This is a genomic window from Massilia sp. Root351 (assembly GCF_001425045.1).
Classification (GTDB): Bacteria; Pseudomonadota; Gammaproteobacteria; order Burkholderiales; family Burkholderiaceae_D; genus Rugamonas.
Window position 1 is genome coordinate 262,279 of sequence record NZ_LMDJ01000012.1, and the last position, 21,552, is coordinate 283,830.

A 21,552-nucleotide genomic window follows, 5' to 3' on the forward strand; every position below is an offset into this window, starting at 1 on the left:
CATGCTCGCCCTGCGCAACCTGTCCAAAACCTATGCCGGCCGCCCCGTGCTGGCCAATCTGAACTGGAACTTCCGCGCGGGCGAGTTTGTCGCCATCATGGGCGAATCGGGGGTGGGCAAGTCCACCTTGCTGAACCTGATCGCCGGGCTGGACCAGCCGGATGCGGCGGCCGAGGCGCCCATCGTGCTCGACGGCGTGGCCATGTCCGCGCTGGATGACGACGCCGCCACCCGGCTGCGGCGCCAGAAAATGGGCTTCATCTTCCAGGCCTTCCACGTGCTGCCGCACCTGACGCTGCTGCAGAATGTGGCCCTGCCGCTGCTGCTGAACGGCCAGCCGCAACAGCGCGCGCTGGACATGCTGGAAGCGGTCGGGCTGCAGGGGCGCGGCGCCGACTATCCGCATCAGCTGTCCGGCGGGCAGCTGCAGCGCGTGGCCATCGCGCGCGCCTTGGTGCACCGGCCCGGCCTGGTGCTGGCCGACGAACCCACCGGCAACCTCGACCCCGACACCGCGCACAGCATCCTTTTGCTGCTACGCAAAGAAATCAAGGCCAGCGGCGCCTGCACCATCATGGTGACCCATTCGCACGCCGCCGCCGAGCTGGCCGACCGCACTCTTGTGTTGACGAGCTCGGGACTACAAGAAACAACATCCGTCAACCGGTTTGCGCAATAAACAAGAATTTTTTTTGTCCTAGACCTACCAATAATCTACCGTTGCAGTATCATACATACAACTTGCTTGGTTATTAATAGTTGAGTTGATCCGCCATGTTTACGCCGTTTGGGCGGTAAAACACAAGCCAGGAGACGCCAATCTATCCACGTTTTTCTAACTAAGGAGGAAAAAATGAGCGTGCGGCAAAAAAAACTCGAACTGATCGAAGCAATGAATCGAGCAAGGGCGTTGGAACCCTCCAGCTTTGTGCCCAACAAGCTGCTCGATACGCTGATTGAGAAGATGCACCTCAAAAATGATGCGGAACTGTGCCGTGTGCTGGAAGTGCAGCCGCCCATTATCAGCAAGATCCGCCATCGAAAGCTGGCGGTGGGAGCAACCATTTTGCTTCGTATGCACGAGAAATCGGAATTAAGCATCCGCGAGCTGAAAGATTTATCGACTGCCTCGATGCACTGACTAAGCTCCCAGTCGTGCTATGCCAGGCGCCGGCATCGCGGTCACCGGCGCCAACCAACAGCCCAAGCCCCGCTGTTACCCTCCTGTTTGTCCATCCCCATTTTCTTGCTTTGTTTCAATTGCTCAACCGCATGCGCAGGCGTTGTGTCGTGGTAACGAACATGTCCGGCCGATCGAACGCGCGCGCCAGCACCAGTGCGCCCTGGATGCCGCCCACCACTTCCTCGGCCAGCGCCGCCGCCTCGGTGCCGCTCCTGCCGGTGCGCACCAGCGCGCTGGCCAACGCATCGATCCAGGCGGCGAAGTAATCGCGTACCTTGATGGCGAAGCGGTCGCGCTCGTTGCCCAGCGCGAACACACCCACCAGACAGACCTTGCGGCCGGACTGGAAATAGCGCTCGACCTGGTCGAACATGTGGACGATGCCGCCGGCCGGGTCGGCGCTCTCATGCAATGGCTCGAACACGTGCAGGCGAAACCAGGCGTCGATCTCGCCCAGCACGGCGTCCGCCATTTCCTCTTTGCCGCCGGGGAAGAAGTTGTAGATACTGCCCTTTCCCAGCCGCGTACCTTCGGTAATCCGGGCCAGGCTGGCCCCTTCAAAGCCGTAGGCGCGGAACACTTCGGCCAGCAGCGGCACCACGTCGGCCCGCTCTGCGATCATTCTTGCCATTGCATACTTTCCAAACTAAAAAAACCGCTTAAAAACCCAGCTCGGTCAGGCCGGGGTGCTCCGCCGGGCGCGGGCCGCTGGCATCCCAGAACAGCTTGCGCTCGGACTCCTTGATCGGCGTTTCGTTGATACTGGCGTGACGGTGGTGCATCAGGCCATGCTCGTCGAACTCCCAGTTTTCATTGCCGTAGGCGCGGAACCACTGGCCGGAGTCGTCATGGTATTCGTAGGCGAAGCGGACTGCAATGCGGGCGCCGTCATGGGCCCACAATTCTTTCACCAGCCGGTAGTCCAGTTCGCGCGTCCATTTGCGCTTGAGCAGGCCGACGATGGCGGAGCGGCCCTGGACGAATTCGCCCCGGTTGCGCCACCAGCTGTCTTCCGTATAGGCCAGCGCGACTTTTTCGGCGTCGCGGGTGTTCCAGCCATTTTCAGCCAGGCGGACTTTTTCCATGGCGCTTTCGCGGGTGAAAGGCGGCAGCGGCGGACGGGTGGGGATGGGATTGGACATGGGATATACCTTTCAATTGTTCCGACCGGTACGAAATGTACCAATCGGTACAATCACTATAGTCCGTGCTCAGGCCGTCTGCAAGCGGTTTTTTCGCGGCGCGATCGCAAGCTGCGCGCTGATGATGCGGTCCCACGCCAGCGCGCAGGCGCCCACCACGCCCGGCAGGCAGAAAATCAGGGTGCCATTGGCGTAGCCCGCCAGCGCGCGCGACTGCACGATGGTGCTGCCGACGGCGCTGTAGGCCAGATGCTGCAGCAGGTCGCCGAACCCGCGTATTTCCTGCTCCAGCAGGCCGGCGGCCGCTTCCGGCACGGCATTGCGCCGCACGAAGCCGCTGCCGCCGGAGCTCAGCACCACCTGGATCTCGGGGTCGGCGATACAGTCGCTCAGCATGCGCCGCACTGCGCCCACGTCGTCGCCCACGCACACGCGCCGCACCACGCTGTGGCCGGCCGCTTCGGCGCGCGCCGCCAGCAGTTCCCCCGCCCCGTCCCGCGCGGCGCCGTGCGGGCTGCTCACGCTGAGCACCGCGCAGCGCAGGCTGATTGCGTCAGGCACCGCTCAGCCTTCCACGCCGTAGTGGCGGGCGTAGCGGCTGTCCAGGTTGGCCAGCGGCATCAGCAGGAACAGGTCGGCGCTTTCGAAATCAGGATCCCAGGCCGGCTCGCCGCAAATCCACGCGCCCGAACGCATATAGCCCTTGAGCAGCGGCGGCACTTGCGGGCTTTGCGCGGCTTCGAGTTTGCTGTACGGGAAAGGCAGGTGGGGGGTGACGCGGTACTCGGCCGGCGCCATGTGCCGGGCGGCCAGCGAGTTGTACACGGCCACCGCATTGTGGCCGCCGTCCGCCAGGCTGATGCTGGCACAGCCGGCCAGGAAGTCGCAGCGTTCGCGGCGCATGTATTCCGCCAGGCCGGACCACAGCAGCATGATCACGCTGCCGCCACGGTAATCCGGGTGGATGCAGGCGCGGCCCGCTTCCACGATGCGGTTGCGTACGTTGTTCAGGCGGCTAAGGTCGAATTCATTCTCGGAGTAGACGCGCCCCAGCTTGTGGGCGCGCGCGGCGCTCAGCAGGCGGTAGGTGCCAACCACGCTCAGGGTATTGGTGTCGCGCACGATCAGGTGATCGCAGTGTGCGTCGAACTCGTCGCTGTCCAACCCGTCTTCGCTGGCCAGCGCGGTCAGGCCCATCGTTTCGATGAAGACCTTGTAGCGCAGACGCTGCACTTCGCGCAGTTCCTCGGGGGTGCTGGCCATGCTGAGCGACAGCTTGGCGGAGGAAGTGCGGATTTCCGTCTGTAAGATAGGCTGTTGCATGCTTCGTCCTTGTGAGTTGAGACGAAGCAAGCGTAGCCCGGGAATACTTCAGGACCGTGACAAAGTCATGTCACTTTGGTTACATGCAACGGCATCAGGCCTTTTTCGGACGGCCGGTCTTCAGTTGCGGCAGCGAGCCCAGCACGCCTTTCAGGGTGGCCATGTCGATCTTGCTGATCAGGGCAACGCCAACGCGCAGCAGTTCGCTTTTCTTGATCTCGAAACCGGCTTTCAGGGCGGCCTTCTTCACCTGGCCCAGCACGGCGTATTCAGCCTCCGGCATGGTGAAGCTGTCGCGCACCAGTTTGTCCTTGCGGGCTTTTTCCTTGACGGCTGCGGCAGGCTTGGCGGCGGCCTTGGCGCTCGCCTTGGGAGCGGCCTTGGCGGCGGCTTTCGGCGCAGCTTTCACGGCCGCTTTCGGCGCGGCTTTCGCGGCCGCTTTCGGCACGGCCTTGGCGGCGGCCCGGGGCGCGGCGGATTTGGACGCGGCGGCCTTCGGTGCAGAGGCTTTGGTCGCGGCAGCTTTCGTCGCGGAGGTCTTGGCAGCCGCAGCCTTCGCTGCTGCGGCCTTCGGCGCAGCGGCCGCTGTCACGGCTTTCGGCGCAGCGGCCTTGGCGGCTACAGCTTTGGTAGTTGCAGTCTTGGGAGCGGCGGCTTTCACTGCGGTAGTCTTTGATGCCGCAGCTTTCGCGGCGGCTGCGCGCGGGGCGGCCGGTTTGGCGCTATTGGCCTTCGGCGCGGAGGCCTGTTCGACGGGGGTGGCGGCTGGGGTGGCGGCTGGGTTTTCGGCGGAAACGGTTTTGTTCATTTTAGCTCCAGAATTTTCAACAATATAAACAATATATACTATTTCTAAGGAAGCTGCTCACCCACAACATCTTCCGCGTCCCGGAACTTGGTGGCGATTTCCGCAAAAACGCCCTCGATCTCGATGAAGGCATCCAGGATATCGGGGTCGAAATGGCTGCCGCGCCCGTCCTTCATCACCGCCACCGCCTCCGCGTGGCTGAACGGCGGCTTGTAAATGCGCCTGGAAATGAGCGCATCGTAGACGTCCGCCACCGCCATCAGCCGCGCCGACAGCGGAATCGCCTCACCCGCCAGTTTTTCCGGATAGCCGGAACCGTCCCACTTCTCCTGGTGCGAATGGGCGATCTCGCGGGCATAGGTGAGGAAGCCGTTGCTGCCGCCGATGTACTGCTCAACCTGGCGTATCGTGTCCCGCCCGCGCACCGCATGCAGCTTCATGATCTCGAACTCGTCCTTATCCAGCTTGCCCGGCTTGAGCAGGATGCTGTCCGGTATGCCCACCTTGCCGATGTCGTGCAGCGGTGCTGACTTGTACAGCAGCGTGATATTCTCGTCCGTCAGTTCGGCCGAAAAACGCGGGTGCTTTTGCAGCTTGCGCGCCAGCGCGGCGACGTAGTTTTGCGTGCGGCGGATATGGTTGCCGGTCTCGTTGTCGCGCGTTTCAGCCATGGTGGCCATGGCCATGATGGTGGCGTCCTGCATCAGCGACAGCTGGCCGGTGCGTTCCTGCACCAGGTTTTCCAGGTTGCTGTTCTCGGCCTTCAGCGTCTGGCTGGCGGCGCGCAGCTTCAAGTGGGTGGCCACGCGCGCGAACAGGATGGGCGGGCTGATAGGCTTGGTCAGGTAGTCGACCGCACCGAGGCGCAGGCCGAGCGCCTCGTCCTCCGGCTGGCTCTTGGCCGTCAGGAACAGCACCGGGATGTCGGCGCTGGCCGGGTCCTGCTTGAGGCGGCGGCAGGTCTCGTAGCCGTCCATGCCGGGCATCATCACGTCCAGCAGCACCAGGTCGACCGTAGACGTCTCCACGATCTGCAGCGCGGTGGCGCCGTCCTTGGCAACCTTGGTGTTGTACTTGTCCTTCAGCAGCATGGACAGCAGCGTGATGTTGTCCGGCGTGTCGTCGACGATCAGGATGGTTTGGCGGGCGGTCTGTTTGGGATTCATGCAGTGTCCAGTTGTTGTATGGCTGCCACCAAAAGCTGGTTGGCGGCGGCAAAGTCATAGTGTGCCATGTGTCCGGCCAGGCGGTCCATCGTGGCCGATGACAGCAGCGTGGCCAGGGCCGGCCGCGCGCTGTCGAAATAGTCGGTGCTGTCGCCGCTGAATTCGGCGAGCAGGGTTTGCAGCTTGCGCAAGGCGTGCACGGCGCCGGCTGCGTCCCCGGATGGCGGCGCCGGTGCGGCGGATAGGAAATGGCTGTCCAGCGCATGCATGACGCCGGCCAGCGCCCGCTCCACGGTGGCCAGCAGGCCGGCTATCGCGGCCGCCGGGATGGGCCCCGCAGGCGCCTGCGCAGGTGCACCTGCCGACGCCGGACCTGCGGGATCGGCAGGCCGTGACGGGGCGGCCGCTGGCGCCAAGGCGATTTCAAGGTCGCGCGCGGCACGCTCCAAGGAAGTGGCCCCAAGGTTGCCCGCCACGCCGCGCAGGCTGTGGGCGATGGCGGCCGCCTCCACGGCGTCGCGGCGCGCCAGCGCGGCGCGCAGGCTCTCGGCGGTGCCGCGCTGGTTCTGGCGGAAGCTGTCCAACAGTTGCAGGTACAGTGCGGAATTGCCTGCCACCAGATGCAGGCCGCGCCGCGTGTCGATGCCGTCCAGCGATGGCACCTCCCACACTTCCGCGCGCGCCGCGCCGCCGATGGCGCAGACGGCGCCGGCGGCCTGATAGCGCTGGGCTGCGCCAGGCGCCAGGGTGGGCGCGGGTGACGGCACCTGGGTGGGCGCCAGGCGGGCGATGCCCAGCCAGCGGGCCAGCACGGCATGCAGGCGGTCCGGCTCGATCGGCTTGGTAACGTAGTCCTGCATGCCCTCGGACAGGCAACGCTGGCGTATGTCCGGCAGCGCGTGCGCCGTCATGGCCACCACCGGCACCGCGTCGAAAGCCTTGTCCTGGCGCAGGCGCTGCGTGGCCGCATGGCCGTCCAGCAGCGGCATTTCAAGATCCATCAGCACCATGGCATAGGCCTCAGGACCGCCCTCGCGCAGCATCTCCAGCGCCTGCTCGCCATTGTTCGCCATGTCCACGCAGATGCCCAGCGTAGCCATGAGTTCTGCGCCAATCTGCTGATTCACCGCGTTATCCTCCACCAGCAGCACGCGCGCGGCGTAGCGCTGGCCCGGCACCGTTTCGCTCTCGGTCTGCTCCGACTGTCGCCGTGGGCCGATGCGGCGCGGCAGGTCCGAGCGCCGCTCGGCACCGCGCTGCTTGAAACCCGGCGCCAGCAGCGTTACCAGTGTATCGACCAGCGCCGACTGTCCGATGGGCTTGAACAGGAAACCGATCACACCGGCCTCCTCGGCCTTGGGCTGCACCTCTTCGCGTCCGAAGGCCGTCACCAGCACCATGCCGGGCCGGGCCTGCAGCGCAGCGTCCTGCTGCACGCGGCGCGACAGCTCGATGCCGTCCATGTCCGGCATCTGCCAGTCGCTCAGCACCAGCCGGTAAGGGTCGCCGGCGCTGTCGGCTGCCGCGATGGCGGCCAGCGCCTCGGCGCCGGTACGGGCCGTGTCGGTCCGCAACGGCAGCGCGCGCAGCGCCTCGGCCAGGATTTCCAGCGCCACCGGGCTGTCGTCCACCAGCAGCAGGCGCACGCCGTTCAGCGCAGCCGGCACCACCATGGCGCGCCCGGCTTGCCCGGTCAGCGGAAATTCCAGGTCGAAGCGGAACACCGACCCCTGGTCGGGCGCGCTTTCCACCGTGATCTCGCCGCCCATCAGTCCCACCAGCTGCTGCGAAATCGACAGCCCCAGGCCGGTGCCGCCATATTCGCGCGTGGTGGAACCGTTGGCCTGGCTGAAGGCCTGGAACAGCTTGCCCATCTGCTCCTGGGTCATGCCGATACCGGTATCGCGCACCGAGAAGCGCAGCCGCGCAGTATGTTCGGAGTATCGCCTGTCTACTGCAGCGCCGGACGCCACCGTGTCGAGCCGCGCGCAAGTCATCTCCAGCTCGCCGGCCGGCGTGAACTTGACCGCGTTGTTGACCAGGTTGATCAGCACCTGCTCCAGGCGCAACGGATCTCCCACCAGGTGGCGCGGGATGGAGGGCGGCACGTGGAACAGGTATTCCAGCTGCTTGTCCGCCGCGCTCTGGCTAGTGACGCTGGCCACATTGGCCAGCACGTCGTCCAGGAAGAACGGCACCCGCTCCACTTCCAGCCGGCCGGCCTCGATCTTCGAAAAGTCCAGGATGTCGTTGATGATGGCCAGCAGCGACAAGGCGGCGCGGTGGATCTTGTTGACGTAGTCGTGCTGCTTGGGTGTGAGCCCGGTGCGCAGCGCCAGGTAAGCCATGCCGATGATGGCGCTCATCGGGGTACGGATCTCGTGGCTCATATTGGCCAGGAATTCGGACTTGGCCACATTGGCCGCCTCGGCCAGCCGATTCGCCTTGACCAGCTGTTGCTGGCTGTCGCTGGCCAGCTGCGCGGTGCGCGTCAGCTCCGCCGTGCGCTCGGCGATCTTGAGTTCCAGGTGGGCATTGAGCTCGCGCAGCTCGTGCTCGGCCTGGCCCAGCCGGGTCAGCGTATCGCGAAAACTGTGCACGGCCTTGGATAACCGCCCTATCTGGTCAACCCGCCCGATGCCGGAAAGCCTGATATCGACGTCGCCCTCGGTCAGCTTGTCCAGCGCCTTCTGGATATCGGTAAAGGGCTGGCTCACCTTGCGCCCCACCAGCAGGATGGAAATGACGATGGCCAGCGCCAGCAGCAGGTTGGCCAGCATGGTATGCGTGATCTGGCGCCGCAGCTGCAGATCCACCTGCTGGCGCGAAAACGCCAGTTCCAGCGTACCGACCGGGAAGCTGCGCTTGCCGTCCTGGTACTCCACGGCGCGGCGCACGGTGATGGCGTCGGCCGCAGGCTCGCCGCCTGCCCCGCCCGCCCGCCCTGCACGGAAACTGGCCAGCTGCTCGCCGGTGGGCGCCAGCACGCTCAGCTCCAGCACTTCCGGCGTGGCCTGCATGGCGTCGACTACGCTGGCCACGGCGGCACTGTTGATGTCGAACAGCGGCCGCGCCAAGGTCTGGGCCAGCACGCTGGCCAGGTGATCGGCGCGCTCGCGCAGCTGCTGCTCCGCTTCGGCGCGCAGCGTGTGCGTTGCGTAGGTGGTGTAGACCGCCGTGGTCAGCGCCACGGCAAGCAAGATGCCCGCCGCCAGCCGCAGCAGGATGTCTTCGCGCCAGGCCTTGAGCAGGCGCTGGCGCATCAGTCGCCTCCGCCTTCCTGCGCTGCGCGCTCCAGCTTTTTATAGGCCGGGCTGTTGCGCGCCTGCTCCATGGCGCTCCAGATGCGCTGGGCCAATTCCGGCCGGCGCTCGGCCATGCCGTGCGACAGCACCAGGAAATACGGCTTTTCGATCAGCGGCAGCGGCAGCACTTCCAGCTGCGCCGCCATGGGGCTGCGCATCACGGCGGCGGCGTCGCTGCCGCCCATGGCGGCGGCGCCCAGCCGGCCGGCGATCAGCTTGCGCGCCAGTTCGTCGGCGCGCTGGCTGCCCTCGTCCAGTTCCACCTTCAGCCCACGCAGCACCTCCCCCACCGAGTAGCCGAGCTGGAAGCCGACCGGGCCATCCAGCTTGCGCAGCGCTTTGCCGTCCCATTCAACGACGCTTCCCTTGCGGCGCAGCAGCACGTAGCGGTCCACGTGCATGCGCTTGGCGTTGTCGGCGCCGGCGCCACCGGGAAACACGCCCAGTACGCGCCGCTCCGGCACGTAGCTGACGGCGAAGGCGCCGTCATAAGCGTTCGCCTGCAGTTGCGCCAGGCAGCGCTTCCACGGCACGCTTTGAAAGTCGAAACGAATGTTGAGGCGCTGCTCCACCATGCGCAGCAGCGCGAAATTGAGGCCGCCCTGCTGCTCCGTGCGCCATGGCGTGACATTGGCGCGCTCGAAGCACAGCGTGACCGTCTCGACCGGCGCAGGGCCGGCTGGCGCCGCCGCCGGCACGCCCTGCAGCGCGCCACCCAGCGCCGCCAGCGAAAGCCAGGCCCGGTAGCCGCGCGCCATGGTCAGGCGTTGGCCCGTATGCTGAAGTCCACGCCCACTTCGTCCCACAGCTCCTGCTCCTTCTCCATCCAGTAGGACACCGTGGGGTGGTCGGCCACCCACTCGCGCCGCATTTCCAGTTCAATCCGGTTCTTCATGCGCAGCTTGAGCTCCGTGAAATCGATCTCTATGCGCGAGTGCATGAACAGGATGGCCAGCCGCAGCGCCACTACCGCCTTGGCGAAATCGCTGTCGGTCAGCGCGTCGCCCACCTTGCGCAGGTTGCCCTTCTGGGCCACGATCAGGCGGCCCATGGTCTTTTGCTCGCGCGTGGTGAAACCCGGCAGGTCGGCGTTTTCCACCATGTAGCAGGCGTGCTTGTGATAGCCGGTCTGCGACACCGCCATACCCACCTCGTGCAGCAGCGCGCTCCAGGCCAGCAGGCGCGTGTAGTTGTCGGTGAGCGGCTTCATTTGCGCGTACAGCACGGCGGCGTATTCGGCCACCCGGTTGGCGCGCGCCTCGTCGACCTGGAATTTCTGCAGGAAGGCGCGCACCGACTGGTCGCGGCGGTCGCGCTTGGTGGAACGCAGCTGCAAGTCCCACATCACGCCCACCCGCAGGCCCGCCTCGATCGGCGTCAGCACGGCGATGCCCAGTTCGTGCACCAGCGCGATCAGCACCGCCAGCCCGCCGATGATGGTGCTGGCGCGGTCCGGCCGCAGGCCCGGCATGTCGATCTTGCTCACGTGGCCGGCGGCGATGAAGCGTTTCTTCAGCGCTTCCAGGCTGACCGCCGTCACGCCGCTGCCCAGCTTGTTCTTCTCGATGATCTCGGCAATGGCGCGGATGGTGCCGGACGAGCCGTAGCACCTTTTCCAGTATTCGGGATGGTACGGCGGCGCGGCGTCCTCGAAATGGCTGCGCGCCGACAGGATGGCGGCCTCGAACGAGGGGCCGTCGACCCGCCCGCCGACAAAGAAGGACAGGCTTTGCTTGACGCTGCCGATGGAAAACGATTCCACCCGCTCGATGTCGCTGCCGCGCCCCAGTATCAGCTCGGTGGAGCCGCCGCCGATGTCGATCACCAGGCGGCGCTCGCCGGGCATGTTGAGCGCGTTGGACACCCCCATATAGATCAGCCGGCCCTCTTCCTCGCCGGAGATGATTTCAATCGGGTGGCCGATGGCCTGTTCGGCGGCGGGCAGGAAAGCGGCCGAGTTGCGCGCCAGCCGCATGGTGGACGTGGCCACCACGCGCACCGCCTCCAGCTCGTAGCCTGCCAGCACCTGGCGGAAATTCTTCAGGCAGCCCAGGGCAGACTGCATGGCAGCCTCGGTCAGGTTGCCGGAAGCGTCCAGGCCGGCCGCCAGCCGGATCGGTTCGCGCGCCGATTTGACGACGCGGATTTCGTCGCCGTCATGCTTGCCGATGGCAAGCCGAAAACTATTGGAACCCAGGTCTACCGCTGCGTACATGCTACTTGCTCCAGGTGTGGGTCCGTGTATTGATTCCAGCATCGATTTATACTGTTTATATGAAAATGCTACCACAGTACGGATCGATTGTGACGCGATGATGACAGTCTGTGCGGTGCGCGCGGCTAAGCGGCGACACCCGGCCGCTACACTTCCTCCGCGATGGTCACGTCGGGCGCTTCCACCACGCGGTTGGCCCCGCCCAGCATGGCTTGCTGCAGGGCGCCGTCGGCGCGCTTGAACAGGGTCACGGTGCTGTCGTCGGCGCGGATGGTGGTCACGCCCATGCTGGCGCTCAGGCTGATCATGGCCTTGTCGGCGCGCACCGGCTGGCCGGCGATGGCGGCGCGGATGCGCTCGGCCACCATGGCGGCGTCCTGCTGCGAGGTGCGCGGCAGCTGGATGGCGAACTCGGCGCCCCCCAGGCGGCCCATCAGGTCGCTGTCCCGCAGCTGCTTTTTGCAGATCTCGACCATGGCTTTCAGCACCACGTCGCCCACGGAATGGCCGTAGCTGTCGTTGACGCGCTTGAACTGGTCCAGGTTCAGGATCACCAGCGCGGTCGGCAGGCCGGGGCGGCGCGCCAGCGCCATCCACGGCGCCAGCGCCTGGTAGAAGCCGCGCCGGTTCGGCACGTCCGTCAGCGGATCGATCACTTCCAGGCGCGCCAGTTCCGACTGCAGTTTCTCGCGCGACAGCAGCAGGTAGCCGAAGGCATTGGTCAGCATCATCAGGTACAGCGCGCCGAAGCCCACGCCTTGCAGCACCAGCGGCCCCACCCAGGACCAGCCCTCGGGCCAGGTGGCGGCCAGCACGCCGCGCCCGGCCACCAGCACGCTCAGGCCCGCCATGGTCACCACCAGGTAGCGCCGCAGCATGCTGCCGCCGCGCCAGGCCACGGCCAGCGCTGCCACGCCGGACAGGAAGAAGCCGCTGACGATCAGGAAGCCGGCGGCCGCGCGCGCGCCCGGTTCCACCTCCAGGAAATGGCAGCCCAGGTAGACGAAGGACGCGCCGGCCAGCGCCGGCAGCAGCACACGCCGCCAGCCGGTCCGCCCGGCCGCCTCCCACAGCGCGCCGGCGTCGAGCGCCATGCCGGCAAACAGCAGCAGATTGGCCAGCGGGCCGGTCAGCATGTCCGGCAGCACGCCGCGGAAGTACAGCAGGAACCAGGCCGCCGCCTGCAGTTGCTTGGCGACCGCCCAGGTGGACAGGCTGAGGGACTTCTTGCTTTCGTATTCGAAAAAGAACAGCGCGGCGCACAGGCTCAGATTGCCCAGCGCCAGCGCCAGTACCAGGGTTTTTATATCCATGTCGGGGACTGCGGGCCGCGCCTGCGGCCCTGTTTAAACTTCGTGCTCGACGTTGGTGCTGCCGTCGCCGATCTTGCTGGCCCAGGCCTTGGAAAAGAATTCCTTCTCGTCCTCGGTGGGGGCGTCGTGCCAGAACACGATCAGGGTGCCCTTGTGGTCATGGATTTGCGTGAACTTCTCGATGAAGCTGGACTTGCCGGCGATATCGGCCAGCGCCGCCACGTAGCCATAAACGCGGCCCAGACGCTCGATGCGGTCCGGTTCGGTGAAGCTGTTTGTGGCGGTAATGGTCGGGTGATCTAAAAACATGGTGTGCTCTCTCCACGGTGGCCGCTGCCTATGTCGGCAATGTACCTATAAATAGTGTGCGTGTAAATGAATATGCGCGGCCGCATGCTCTCCGCTACAATCCCACGAGCTTATCAGAACTTTACCGTTGACAACAAGGTCAGCAAGCCATGCCCGCCACTCTGCACCACACCGCCGCAACAGCGCCGGCCGTCCCGCCGGCTCCCGGACCGGCCGCGCCGCGCGTGAGCACGCGCGGCGGCCTGCGCACGCTGGAATTCCAGCCCGGCATGGTGCAAAGCGAGATGAACCTGGCCGACCCCGACCAGCTGGTGCTCAGCTACGCGCGCGCCATGATGTGCTTCGTGCTGTTCCAGCCGCGCCCGGCGCACATCGTCATGGTCGGCCTGGGCGGCGGTTCGCTGGCCAAATTCTGCTACCGCTACCTGCCGCACAGCCGCATCACCGTGCTGGAACTGCGGGCCGACGTGATCGCGCTGCGCGAGCAGTTTGCCATCCCGCCGGACGACGAGCGCTTCCGTGTTATCCACGCCGACGCCAGCCGCTACATGGCCAGCCTGCGCGCCGCCGCCGACGTGCTGCTGGTGGACGGTTTCGACGAGGACGGCCTGCCGCCCGCGCTGGGCAGCGCCGGCTTCTACGCCGACTGCCGGCGCGCGCTGCGCCCGGGCGGCGTCCTGGTGGCCAATGTGTTCAGCTACGACCCGCAGTACGCCGCCGTGCTGCGCCGCCTGCGCGCCTGCTTCCAGCAGCGGGTGGGCAGCTTCCACGGCATTGCCGGCAACAACCGCCTGCTGTTCGCCATCAAGCCGGGCGCCGCGAGCGGCGCCGCTGCGGCCCCCACCCGGGCCCAGCGCGCCCTGCTGCGCGCGGCACACCGGCGCGGTCCCGCCTGGGGCCTGGCGCACCGCCTGCTGGCGCACTGGATCGTGTTCCGGCTGCGCTGGCTGAAGGCCGGCCACTCCTCAAAATAATTGTCAAACTGAAATAATTGTTGTTATTTGGAATTATTTTGATGCAAAATTATGCCGAGCGGCAAGTTTTGTGACACACTAATGGCGGCCCCATCCCCGCCATATTTTTACTGTACAGGAAAGCAATGACACGTCGCCGCAAATCCACCCTGACCGTCGCGGCGGCGTGCACCCTCGGCGTGGGGCTGGTGATCACCGGCATCCTGTTCGGCGCGGTGGGGGCGCTCGAATACGGCAAGATGCAGCTCGATTTCGAACAGCGCGCCAACCTGCGTACCGCTGCCATCCAGCGCGGCCTGAACGAGGCGGTGCAGGTGCTGAAGGTGACCAACCAGCTGTTCGTGGCGGCGGCCCCGGTCAGCCGCCAGCAATTCCACGACTTCACCGCGCCGCTGCTGCAACAGTACCCCTTCATCCAGGCTTTCAACTACCACCGCATCATCACGCTGGCCGAGCGCCCGGCATACGAGGCGGAGATGCGGCGCGCCTTCCCCGGCTTTACCATCACCGAGCATGACAACGGCGTGCTGCGTCCGGCCGGCCAGCGTCCCAGTTACGACGTGGTGCATTTCCTGGAACCGCTGGAAGGCAACCAGCGCGCTTTCGGCATCGACTCCGGCTACAACCCGCAAATGCCGCTGGCCATCGACCAGATCCTCACCACCGGCCAGCCGCACTCCACCGGACTGCTCCAGCTGGCCCAGTCCAAGGGCGACGAACCGGGCCTGGTGATGATGATGCCGGTGTACCGGACCGGCGCGCCGCTAGGCACCGCACTTGAACGCAAGGCAGCCTGGCAGGGCGACACCGCCACCGTGATCCGCGCCCCCTCGCTGGTGGGCAAGATCCTGCAATCGGCCGGCCTGCTGCAAGACGGCAACCTGGCGCTGCGCGTCTATGTCGGCGACCCGGAGCGGGCGGCCAACCTGGTGTTCAGCCATGGCGAGCTGCCGCAACCGCACGGCGCCAGCCATCCGCTGGCGCGCTGGTTCGCCTTCCACCAGCATGCGCTGTACCGCCAGACCTACACCGTGCTGGGCCAGCCGTGGGAAGTGCGCGTGACCGCCCTGCCCCAGCCCTTCATCGACAGCCACCTCGGCTCCCTGTGCACGCTGCTGGGCGGGGTGCTGTTCAGCGCGCTGATGGCGGCGCTGGTGCAAAGCCTGGTGCTGCGCTCGCGCCGCGTGCAGATGCTGGTGGACGCCCGCACCGCCGAGCTGCGCCAGTCCAACGAGCGCCTGGCCGACGACGTGGCCATGCGCAAGCACACCGAGCGCGCCCTGCTCGACAGCGAACAGCGCTTCCGGCGCCTGCTGGCGCTGTCCTCGGACTGGTACTGGGAACAGGATGCCTTCTACCGATTCACCAGCATCACCGACGGCTTCTTTGAAAAAGGACACATCGACCCGGGCCGCTTCATCGGCCGCACCCGCTGGGACAGCACGCCGGAGATGCTGACCGCGCGCTGGGGCCGCGACCACATCGCCCGGCTGGAGGCGCGCCTGCCCTTCTCCAACCTGGAATACGCCATCACCGGCGACGACGGCATCGTGCGCTGGTTTAACACCAGCGGCGAGCCGGTGTACGATGCGCGCGGCGAGTTCAAGGGCTATCGCGGCACCGGCAGCGAAATCACCGAGCGCAAACTGTCCGAGCAGCGCATCCACCATATCGCCCACCACGACGTGCTGACCGGCTTGCCGAACCGCGTGCTGCTGCAGGACCGCCTGAGCCAGGCCATCGCCTACGCCAACCGCAGCGGCCATCCGATGTGGGTGCTGCTGATCGACCTGGACCGTTTCAAATTCGTCAACGACAGCCTGGGCCACAAGGCCGGCGACCTGCTGCTGAAAACCGTGGCCGAGCGATTGCAGGCGGCCGTGCGCGGCAGCGACACCGTGGCGCGCCTGTCGGGCGACGAGTTCGTTGCCATCCTGGGCGAGTCGAACGAGGCGACGCTGTCGCCGGACATCGTGCAGCGCGTGATGAACGCCGTGGCGCAGCCGGTGGTCCTGGAAGGCAAGGAGTTCTTTGTCACCTGCAGCATCGGCGTGGCCTCGTATGACGGCGGCGGCAACGCCCAGCACCTGATCGAGCATGCCGACATTGCCATGTACGCGGCCAAGAAACTGGGCCGCAACAGCTTCCAGTTCTACGAACCGGCCATGAACGACGAGGCGCAGGAACGCCTGCGCATCGAAAACGCGCTGCGCAGCGCGCTCGAGCGCGGCGAGTTCGCGCTGCACTACCAGCCGCAGGTGGACCTGGACAGCGGCCGCATCATCGGCGCCGAAGCGCTGCTGCGCTGGCAGCATCCGGAACTGGGACTGGTGTCGCCGGCGCGCTTCATCGGCCTGGCCGAAGAAACCGGCCTGATCGTGCCGATCGGCGCCTGGGTGCTGCGCACCGCGTGCGCGCAAGCCAGGGAATGGCTGGAGCACAGCCACGGCCACGCGCCGATGAAGATGGCGGTCAACCTGTCGGCGCGCCAGTTCAGCCAGCCGGACCTGGTGCAGATGATAGCGGGCGTGCTGGCCGACACCGGGCTGCCGCCGGCCTGCCTGGAACTGGAACTGACCGAAAGCCTGTTCATGAATGATGTGGCGCAGGCGGTGAGCCTGCTGCACCAGCTGAAGGCGCTGGGCGTGACGCTGTCGATCGACGATTTCGGCACCGGCTATTCCAGCCTGTCCTACCTGCGCGACTTCCCGATCGACGTGCTGAAGATAGACCGCTCCTTCGTCAACGACATCATCACCGATCCGGACGACGCGGCCATCGTGGTGTCGGTAATCGCGCTGGCCCACAACCTGCAGCTGCGCGTGGTGGCTGAAGGCGTGGAAAGCCGCGCGCAGCTGGACTTCCTGCAGCGGCATGGCTGCGACACCATGCAAGGCTACTACTTCAGCCGCCCCGTGGCGCCGGAGCTGTTCGAGCAGATGGCGCGCCAGGGCCGCCATCTCGATTCGGTCAGCGCAACCCTGGCCGCCTGAGCTTCAATCCTCATTGCTCGCGGCGCGCGAATTCAAATATTTGCTGCAGCGATTGCGCCTCCTGCAGCGCATCGCTCCAGGCTGCCAATTGCGCTTCACTGGCCTTGCCCAGCTTGCTCCGCGCGGTTTGCGGCAACGGCCCGAAGCGTCGCGTGAGCAGCCGTTCCAGCAGCGCCGCAGCACCTTCCCGGCGGCCGCGTTCCAGGCCTTGCTCGAGCCCCTTCCTCAGCCCCTTGTCGATGAACATTTGCTCCAATGGCGTAACCCACTCCATAGGGTGCTTCATGTCGAGTTCCATGTTGTGCTCGTTTCCCAACCGGAGAACACCCCGCCAATAGCGCTCATGCTGTAACGGCGGCAAGTTCATCATTCAGTTAATCACTTTGAACAGCACAATTATCCGCCGTTTGCTCCAGCCATGTTCGTACAGTAGCTTGGTCAGCTGCCACCTGGCCGCGTAGAGGCGGTCAGGGTCGTGACCGGCCTGCTGCGTGCGCAGGTGAGCCAGCGTGACCAAGGCAAACGGATTATGGGAAGCCATCAAGGCATCGGCCTGCGCAGCGAAATCGAGCAGCTTGGCTGTGGCGAAGGAGATGCCCATCACCGTCCCCAGCAACTGGTTGTGGAACGCGTGCGACGCCAGCGAGGTGTCGCGTTGCGCCTGCACTTCAATGTGGATCAGGACCCACTGTACGCTGCCGTTGCGCAGACACACTTCGACCAGCTTGTCGGCCACCATGCCATCCGGCGCGCCGCCAAAGCCGATTCCGGCCAGCTCCTTGTCCAGGAAGCGCGGCCGCGCCGACCAGTCGACTTGGGCGCCAAGCTCAGAGAAAAAGAAGGCCATGAAGGCCCGGAAAGCATGCGTCAAGGCGGCTTTCCATGGCACATCATAGCGGGCTGGCGATCCATGCTCTGCCCTGTCGTATTGACCAAATGCAAAGCCTGGCCGGATTGCAGGACCGCCAGCTTGCCTACTTGCGCTTGGCCGTCACCTGCTGGCGCGCCGCCTTGCGCAGCTTGGCCTGTTCGAAGCGGGCTTTCTGCTCCTCCGTCTCGGGTACCAGCGGCGGCACGGCGACCGGTTTGCGGTCCTTGTCCACCGCCACCATGGTGAAGTAGCAGCTGTTCGCGTGGCGCACCAGGCGCTGCTGGATATTCTCCGTCACTACCCGGATACCCACTTCCATCGATGTGGTGCCGGTGTAGTTGATCGAGGCCAGGAAGGTCACCAGTTCGCCCACGTGGATCGGCTGCAGGAACATCACCTGGTCCACCGACAAGGTCACCACATAGCTGGCCGAATAGCGGCTGGCGCAGGCATAAGCCACGCTGTCGAGGTATTTCAGAATGGTACCGCCATGCACGTTGCCGGAAAAGTTGGCCATGTCGGGCGTCATCAGAACAGTCATCGTCAGCTCGTGGGCCGACCAGTGCATTGCGCTATCCATTGCAAAAACCTTCAGAGTGGGGAGTATGGAATCTTAGATGCCTTGGGCTTCGATGTCGGCCAGCGATTCGCGGCCCTTGTCGGTGATGTCGTAGCCGCCTTCGCGCGCCACGATGTGGCCTTTCTTGCCGAGGAAGGTGGCAACATCGTTGTCCAGCTTGACGTCGCCGCCGGCCGCGACCGCGCGCAGGCCGAGCACGCAGCGCCGCAGGAACAGTGCCTGCTGGCCTTTATCGGTCAGGGTGATGTGGCCGTTGCGGGCGATGCTGAACATCTTCAGCCCGGAGAGGCGCTTGGTGTTGCGGCCGATGCATGCACTGATGCGCTCGCCCAGCTTGAGGCCGCGTGCGACCTCTTTCAGAGCGTCGTATTCATCGGCGGAGAGTTTTTCGTTTTTCATTGCCTAAATTCCAAAAGAGACTTGCGGCCCTCATGGTACGCGCCCTGTAGCGTCAGGGCAAGGCAATGCGGCCGCGAGCATGCACCCGGCGGCCCTTTTCAGCAGCGTATGCGGCAGCCGGCAATCTTATTTCAGCGCCTGGATGGTAAACCAGGCCAGCGCCGCGCCGGCGACGGCGGTGAACAGCAGCAGCGCCTGCACCCGCTTGGTGCTCAGGGCGTTCAGCGCAGCATGGCGGCGGCCAAGATAGATTTTATTGTGTAAGGAATTGCCCATGATGGCCTCCGAGATCAACAATCCAAATGACGATGATTCATTATATGAATAGAATTCTGACGGCATTGTGACGGCCAGCACAAACACATAAATATGTAGCTAGTGAGCAACGGCGTTTCACGCCGATTAACATTGTCCGCGCAGCTACGGCGCGCCGCCGGCACCGCCTCCCTGCTAGGCTTTTTCCGACATCGACCAGCAAGCGGAGGACAGCATGGCAACCCAACCCCAGCACGACACCAAGGATGCGGAACAGCGCGACGGCCACATGACGGAAGAAGCCGACATCGGCAGCGGCGGCAAGACCCCTGCCGAACGGGAGACCGACGAGGAGATGAAAAAGATCAAGCCCCATCCGCCTTCATCGGCGGCTGCGGCGGCTCCGGCTCCTCGATAGGCGGCGTTTCCGGCAAGGGCGTGTTGTCCGGCGGCGGATCCTTTTCCGGCTCGGGCGGCGGAATATCCGGCTCGGGCGTGCTGTGCGCCCTTATGAAGGCACTGACGATACGGTTCATGGCGTTCTCCTGTCTCTGCCCGGACGGAGGGTCCGCCTCAAGCTGAAGCGAAGCCCCCCTTCCGAAATGGCGAATTGTGGGGTGGCCCGGCGCGGCCTACACTGGCTCATCGCTTCAATCTTGACGAGCCCACCATGAAATCCGACACCGACGACATTACCTTGCTGCAGCAGTGGACCGGCAAGACGGAAACCCTGCACGACGTGGTGCGGCCCGAGGCGGTAGCCGCGCTGGCTGCCACACTAGACTATCCGAGCCCGCCGCAGCACGGCGCACCCTTGCCGCCTTTGTGGCACTGGATCAATTTCTGGACCACCGCGCCGCAGTCCGGCCTGGGCCCGGACGGCCATGCGCGCCGCGGCGGCTTCCTGCCGCCGGTGCCGCAACCGCGCCGCATGTGGGCCGGCGGCCGCCTCACTTTCCCCGCCGGCGTGCCGGTGGGCGCGGCCATCCGCCGCACGTCCACCATCCTGGATATCGCGCAGAAGAGCGGCGCCGGCGGCCTGCTCACCTTCGTCACGGTGCGCCACGAGATCCACCACGACGGCCAGTTGGCCATCACGGAAGAACACGACATCGTCTACCGCGACATGCCCGCTCCCGGCAGCGCCGGTCCGGCCCCCAAAATGCCGCCTGGCGAAGCGCAGTGGACGCGCACGATCTCGCCCGACCCGGTGCTGCTGTTCCGCTATTCCGCGCTCACCTTCAACGGCCACCGCATCCATTACGACCGCAGCTACGTCACGGAAGTGGAAGGCTATCCCGGCCTGATCGTACACGGCCCGCTGATCGCCACGCTGCTCATGGAACTGCTGCGCGCCGAACTGCCGCAGGCGAACGTGGCCGAATTCAGCTTCCGCGCCGTCTCGCCGCTGTTCGACACTGCGTCCTTTACCGTGAACGCCCGCCAGAACGCCGACGGCACGGTCACGCTGTGGGCCGCCAACAGCAAGGGCGAACTGGCCATGCAGGCCGAAGCCAAATTGAACTGAACAAACAGGGGACAACGCCATGCATACGCCAACCCAGGACCACCAGGACATCCGCGACGCGGTGCGCGCACTGTGCGCCGAGTTCCCGTCCTCCTACTTCCGCGACATCGACGAACAGCGCGGCTATCCGGAAGCCTTCGTGGACGCGCTGACCAAGGCCGGCTGGCTGGCCGCACTGATCCCGCAGGAGTACGGCGGCTCCGGGCTGGGGCTGACGGAAGCGTCCGTCATCATGGAGGAAATCAACCGCTCCGGCGGCAATTCGGGGGCCTGCCACGGCCAGATGTACAACATGGGCACCCTGCTGCGGCACGGTTCCCAGGCGCAGAAGCAGCTTTACCTGCCGAAAATCGCCAGCGGCGAACTGCGCCTGCAGTCGATGGCCGTGACCGAACCGAGCACCGGCACCGACACCACCAGGATCAAGACCACCGCCGTTAAAAAGGGCGACCGCTACGTGGTGAACGGCCAAAAGGTATGGATCTCGCGGGTGCAGCATTCGGACCTGATGATACTGCTGGCGCGCACCACGCCGCTGGCCGAGGTGACCAAGAAGTCCGAAGGCATGTCGATCTTCCTGGTCAACATCAAGGACGCCATGGCCCAGGGCATGTCGGTGGTGCCAATCCTGAACATGGTGAACCACGAGACCAACGAACTGTTTTTCGAAAACCTGGAGATCCCGGCCGAGAACCTGATCGGGGAGGAAGGCAAGGGCTTCAAGTACATCCTCGACGGCCTGAACGCCGAGCGCACCCTGATCGCAGCCGAATGCATCGGCGACGGCTACTGGTTCATCGACAAGGTGACCAAATACGTCAACGAGCGCGTGGTGTTCGGCCGCCCCATCGGCCAGAACCAGGGCGTGCAGTTCCCGATCGCCAAAGCCTATATAAACCTGGAAGCGGCCAACCTGATGCGCTACAAGGCCTGCGAACTGTTCGACGCGCACCAGCCCTGCGGCACGCAGGCGAACATGGCGAAGATGCTGGCGGCCGACGCCTCATGGGAAGCGGCCAACGCCTGCCTGCAGTTCCACGGCGGCTTCGGCTTCGCCCACGAGTACGACGTGGAGCGCAAATTCCGCGAAACGCGCTTGTACCAGGTGGCGCCCATCTCCACGAACCTGATCCTGTCCTTCGTGGCCGAGCACGTGCTCGGCATGCCCCGCTCGTTCTGAGGTGAGCA

General features: G+C 65.4%; 23 protein-coding genes. 7 read left to right on the forward strand and 16 right to left on the reverse strand.

Annotated features, from left to right (window positions below; genetic code table 11):
• The first annotated feature begins 1 nt into the window (after position 1).
• Both ASD15_RS14170 and ASD15_RS14175 read left to right on the forward strand, forming a co-directional pair.
• A complete protein-coding gene (locus ASD15_RS14170) occupies positions 2 to 679 on the forward strand; it encodes an ABC transporter ATP-binding protein (protein ID WP_057155621.1) in 678 nt (225 codons plus the stop codon).
• 174 nt (positions 680 to 853) lie between these two features.
• The gene (locus ASD15_RS14175; RefSeq protein ID WP_056404796.1) at positions 854 to 1,141 is read left to right on the forward strand and encodes a hypothetical protein; all 288 of its coding nucleotides are present in this window, start codon (positions 854 to 856) and stop codon (positions 1,139 to 1,141) included.
• Between the two features lie 115 nt (positions 1,142 to 1,256).
• Here the strand turns inward: ASD15_RS14175 and ASD15_RS14180 are convergent, their stop codons facing one another.
• The 11 genes from ASD15_RS14180 to ASD15_RS14230 form a co-directional block, all read right to left on the reverse strand.
• Positions 1,257 to 1,814, reverse strand: a complete 558-nt coding sequence (locus tag ASD15_RS14180; RefSeq protein WP_057155623.1) for a TetR/AcrR family transcriptional regulator — start codon at positions 1,812 to 1,814, stop codon at positions 1,257 to 1,259.
• Between the two features lie 28 nt (positions 1,815 to 1,842).
• Positions 1,843 to 2,325: a nuclear transport factor 2 family protein gene (locus ASD15_RS14185; protein ID WP_057155626.1), complete on the reverse strand. Its 483-nt coding sequence runs from the start codon at positions 2,323 to 2,325 to the stop codon at positions 1,843 to 1,845.
• Between the two features lie 69 nt (positions 2,326 to 2,394).
• Entirely contained in the window at positions 2,395 to 2,886 is a 492-nt protein-coding gene (locus ASD15_RS14190) for a molybdenum cofactor synthesis domain-containing protein (RefSeq protein WP_057155628.1), read from the reverse strand.
• Between the two features lie 3 nt (positions 2,887 to 2,889).
• Positions 2,890 to 3,648 (reverse strand): GNAT family N-acetyltransferase, encoded by a 759-nt coding sequence (locus ASD15_RS14195; protein WP_057155630.1) that lies wholly within the window; start codon positions 3,646 to 3,648, stop codon positions 2,890 to 2,892.
• Between the two features lie 94 nt (positions 3,649 to 3,742).
• Positions 3,743 to 4,456, reverse strand: a complete 714-nt coding sequence (locus ASD15_RS14200; protein ID WP_307188280.1) for a hypothetical protein — start codon at positions 4,454 to 4,456, stop codon at positions 3,743 to 3,745.
• Positions 4,457 to 4,500: 44 nt separating this feature from the next.
• Positions 4,501 to 5,622, reverse strand: a complete 1,122-nt coding sequence (locus ASD15_RS14205) for an HD-GYP domain-containing protein (protein WP_057155631.1) — start codon at positions 5,620 to 5,622, stop codon at positions 4,501 to 4,503.
• Complete coding sequence (locus ASD15_RS14210) at positions 5,619 to 8,885, reverse strand: response regulator (protein WP_057155633.1); 3,267 nt, start codon at positions 8,883 to 8,885, stop codon at positions 5,619 to 5,621. Before ASD15_RS14210 ends, ASD15_RS14205 begins: the two co-directional genes overlap by 4 nt.
• Positions 8,885 to 9,685 (reverse strand): ABC transporter substrate-binding protein, encoded by an 801-nt coding sequence (locus tag ASD15_RS14215; protein ID WP_157200942.1) that lies wholly within the window; start codon positions 9,683 to 9,685, stop codon positions 8,885 to 8,887. Before ASD15_RS14215 ends, ASD15_RS14210 begins: the two co-directional genes overlap by 1 nt.
• A 2-nt stretch (positions 9,686 to 9,687) precedes the next feature.
• Positions 9,688 to 11,142, reverse strand: coding sequence for a Ppx/GppA phosphatase family protein (locus tag ASD15_RS14220; RefSeq protein ID WP_057155634.1), 1,455 nt, complete (start codon positions 11,140 to 11,142; stop codon positions 9,688 to 9,690).
• A gap of 146 nt (positions 11,143 to 11,288) precedes the next feature.
• Complete coding sequence (locus tag ASD15_RS14225; protein WP_057155635.1) at positions 11,289 to 12,455, reverse strand: GGDEF domain-containing protein; 1,167 nt, start codon at positions 12,453 to 12,455, stop codon at positions 11,289 to 11,291.
• Positions 12,456 to 12,488: 33 nt separating this feature from the next.
• Positions 12,489 to 12,764 (reverse strand): hypothetical protein, encoded by a 276-nt coding sequence (locus ASD15_RS14230; protein WP_057155636.1) that lies wholly within the window; start codon positions 12,762 to 12,764, stop codon positions 12,489 to 12,491.
• Positions 12,765 to 12,913: 149 nt separating this feature from the next.
• Here ASD15_RS14230 and ASD15_RS14235 point away from each other — a divergent pair, with 149 nt between their 5' ends.
• Positions 12,914 to 13,738: a transferase spermidine synthase gene (locus tag ASD15_RS14235; RefSeq protein WP_057155637.1), complete on the forward strand. Its 825-nt coding sequence runs from the start codon at positions 12,914 to 12,916 to the stop codon at positions 13,736 to 13,738.
• A gap of 125 nt (positions 13,739 to 13,863) precedes the next feature.
• Positions 13,864 to 16,731 carry an EAL domain-containing protein gene (locus ASD15_RS14240; protein WP_057155638.1) on the forward strand — a complete coding sequence of 956 codons (2,868 nt, stop codon included), beginning with the start codon at positions 13,864 to 13,866 and terminating at the stop codon, positions 16,729 to 16,731.
• A 10-nt stretch (positions 16,732 to 16,741) separates the two neighbouring features.
• Here ASD15_RS14240 and ASD15_RS14245 read toward each other — a convergent pair whose 3' ends face one another.
• From ASD15_RS14245 to ASD15_RS32925, 5 genes are all read right to left on the reverse strand, one after another.
• The gene (locus tag ASD15_RS14245; protein WP_162249898.1) at positions 16,742 to 17,029 is read right to left on the reverse strand and encodes a DUF4351 domain-containing protein; all 288 of its coding nucleotides are present in this window, start codon (positions 17,027 to 17,029) and stop codon (positions 16,742 to 16,744) included.
• Positions 17,030 to 17,101: 72 nt separating this feature from the next.
• Positions 17,102 to 17,602 (reverse strand): hypothetical protein, encoded by a 501-nt coding sequence (locus ASD15_RS14250; protein ID WP_057155640.1) that lies wholly within the window; start codon positions 17,600 to 17,602, stop codon positions 17,102 to 17,104.
• Positions 17,603 to 17,705: 103 nt separating this feature from the next.
• Positions 17,706 to 18,170: an acyl-CoA thioesterase gene (locus ASD15_RS14255; RefSeq protein WP_057155641.1), complete on the reverse strand. Its 465-nt coding sequence runs from the start codon at positions 18,168 to 18,170 to the stop codon at positions 17,706 to 17,708.
• 45 nt (positions 18,171 to 18,215) lie between these two features.
• Entirely contained in the window at positions 18,216 to 18,581 is a 366-nt protein-coding gene (locus tag ASD15_RS14260; protein WP_057155642.1) for a hypothetical protein, read from the reverse strand.
• Between the two features lie 126 nt (positions 18,582 to 18,707).
• Positions 18,708 to 18,857, reverse strand: coding sequence for a hypothetical protein (locus ASD15_RS32925; RefSeq protein ID WP_200953968.1), 150 nt, complete (start codon positions 18,855 to 18,857; stop codon positions 18,708 to 18,710).
• Positions 18,858 to 19,071: 214 nt separating this feature from the next.
• Between ASD15_RS32925 and ASD15_RS32330 the strand changes: the two genes are divergently transcribed.
• The 3 genes from ASD15_RS32330 (at position 19,072) to ASD15_RS14270 (ending at position 21,544) form a co-directional block, all read left to right on the forward strand.
• Positions 19,072 to 19,254 carry a hypothetical protein gene (locus ASD15_RS32330; protein WP_157200943.1) on the forward strand — a complete coding sequence of 61 codons (183 nt, stop codon included), beginning with the start codon at positions 19,072 to 19,074 and terminating at the stop codon, positions 19,252 to 19,254.
• Between the two features lie 252 nt (positions 19,255 to 19,506).
• Positions 19,507 to 20,364: a MaoC family dehydratase N-terminal domain-containing protein gene (locus ASD15_RS14265; protein ID WP_057155643.1), complete on the forward strand. Its 858-nt coding sequence runs from the start codon at positions 19,507 to 19,509 to the stop codon at positions 20,362 to 20,364.
• A 19-nt stretch (positions 20,365 to 20,383) separates the two neighbouring features.
• Positions 20,384 to 21,544, forward strand: a complete 1,161-nt coding sequence (locus ASD15_RS14270) for an acyl-CoA dehydrogenase family protein (protein ID WP_057155644.1) — start codon at positions 20,384 to 20,386, stop codon at positions 21,542 to 21,544.
• The last annotated feature ends 8 nt before the right edge of the window (positions 21,545 to 21,552 follow it).

Excerpts from the sequence above, each read along its gene's own strand:
- ASD15_RS14170 (WP_057155621.1), top strand. The coding sequence starts at position 2 with ATGCTCGCCCTGCGCAACCTGTCCAAAACCTATGCCGGCCGCCCCGTG.
- ASD15_RS14175 (WP_056404796.1), top strand. The coding sequence starts at position 854 with ATGAGCGTGCGGCAAAAAAAACTCGAACTGATCGAAGCAATGAATCGA.
- ASD15_RS14180 (WP_057155623.1), bottom strand. The coding sequence starts at position 1,814 with ATGGCAAGAATGATCGCAGAGCGGGCCGACGTGGTGCCGCTGCTGGCC.
- ASD15_RS14185 (WP_057155626.1), bottom strand. The coding sequence starts at position 2,325 with ATGTCCAATCCCATCCCCACCCGTCCGCCGCTGCCGCCTTTCACCCGC.
- ASD15_RS14195 (WP_057155630.1), bottom strand. The coding sequence starts at position 3,648 with ATGCAACAGCCTATCTTACAGACGGAAATCCGCACTTCCTCCGCCAAG.
- ASD15_RS14200 (WP_307188280.1), bottom strand. The coding sequence starts at position 4,456 with ATGAACAAAACCGTTTCCGCCGAAAACCCAGCCGCCACCCCAGCCGCC.
- ASD15_RS14205 (WP_057155631.1), bottom strand. The coding sequence starts at position 5,622 with ATGAATCCCAAACAGACCGCCCGCCAAACCATCCTGATCGTCGACGAC.
- ASD15_RS14210 (WP_057155633.1), bottom strand. The coding sequence starts at position 8,885 with ATGCGCCAGCGCCTGCTCAAGGCCTGGCGCGAAGACATCCTGCTGCGG.
- ASD15_RS14215 (WP_157200942.1), bottom strand. The coding sequence starts at position 9,685 with ATGGCGCGCGGCTACCGGGCCTGGCTTTCGCTGGCGGCGCTGGGTGGC.
- ASD15_RS14220 (WP_057155634.1), bottom strand. The coding sequence starts at position 11,142 with ATGTACGCAGCGGTAGACCTGGGTTCCAATAGTTTTCGGCTTGCCATC.
- ASD15_RS14225 (WP_057155635.1), bottom strand. The coding sequence starts at position 12,455 with ATGGATATAAAAACCCTGGTACTGGCGCTGGCGCTGGGCAATCTGAGC.
- ASD15_RS14230 (WP_057155636.1), bottom strand. The coding sequence starts at position 12,764 with ATGTTTTTAGATCACCCGACCATTACCGCCACAAACAGCTTCACCGAA.
- ASD15_RS14235 (WP_057155637.1), top strand. The coding sequence starts at position 12,914 with ATGCCCGCCACTCTGCACCACACCGCCGCAACAGCGCCGGCCGTCCCG.
- ASD15_RS14240 (WP_057155638.1), top strand. The coding sequence starts at position 13,864 with ATGACACGTCGCCGCAAATCCACCCTGACCGTCGCGGCGGCGTGCACC.
- ASD15_RS14245 (WP_162249898.1), bottom strand. The coding sequence starts at position 17,029 with ATGGAACTCGACATGAAGCACCCTATGGAGTGGGTTACGCCATTGGAG.
- ASD15_RS14255 (WP_057155641.1), bottom strand. The coding sequence starts at position 18,170 with ATGCACTGGTCGGCCCACGAGCTGACGATGACTGTTCTGATGACGCCC.
- ASD15_RS14260 (WP_057155642.1), bottom strand. The coding sequence starts at position 18,581 with ATGAAAAACGAAAAACTCTCCGCCGATGAATACGACGCTCTGAAAGAG.
- ASD15_RS32925 (WP_200953968.1), bottom strand. The coding sequence starts at position 18,857 with ATGGGCAATTCCTTACACAATAAAATCTATCTTGGCCGCCGCCATGCT.
- ASD15_RS32330 (WP_157200943.1), top strand. The coding sequence starts at position 19,072 with ATGGCAACCCAACCCCAGCACGACACCAAGGATGCGGAACAGCGCGAC.
- ASD15_RS14265 (WP_057155643.1), top strand. The coding sequence starts at position 19,507 with ATGAAATCCGACACCGACGACATTACCTTGCTGCAGCAGTGGACCGGC.
- ASD15_RS14270 (WP_057155644.1), top strand. The coding sequence starts at position 20,384 with ATGCATACGCCAACCCAGGACCACCAGGACATCCGCGACGCGGTGCGC.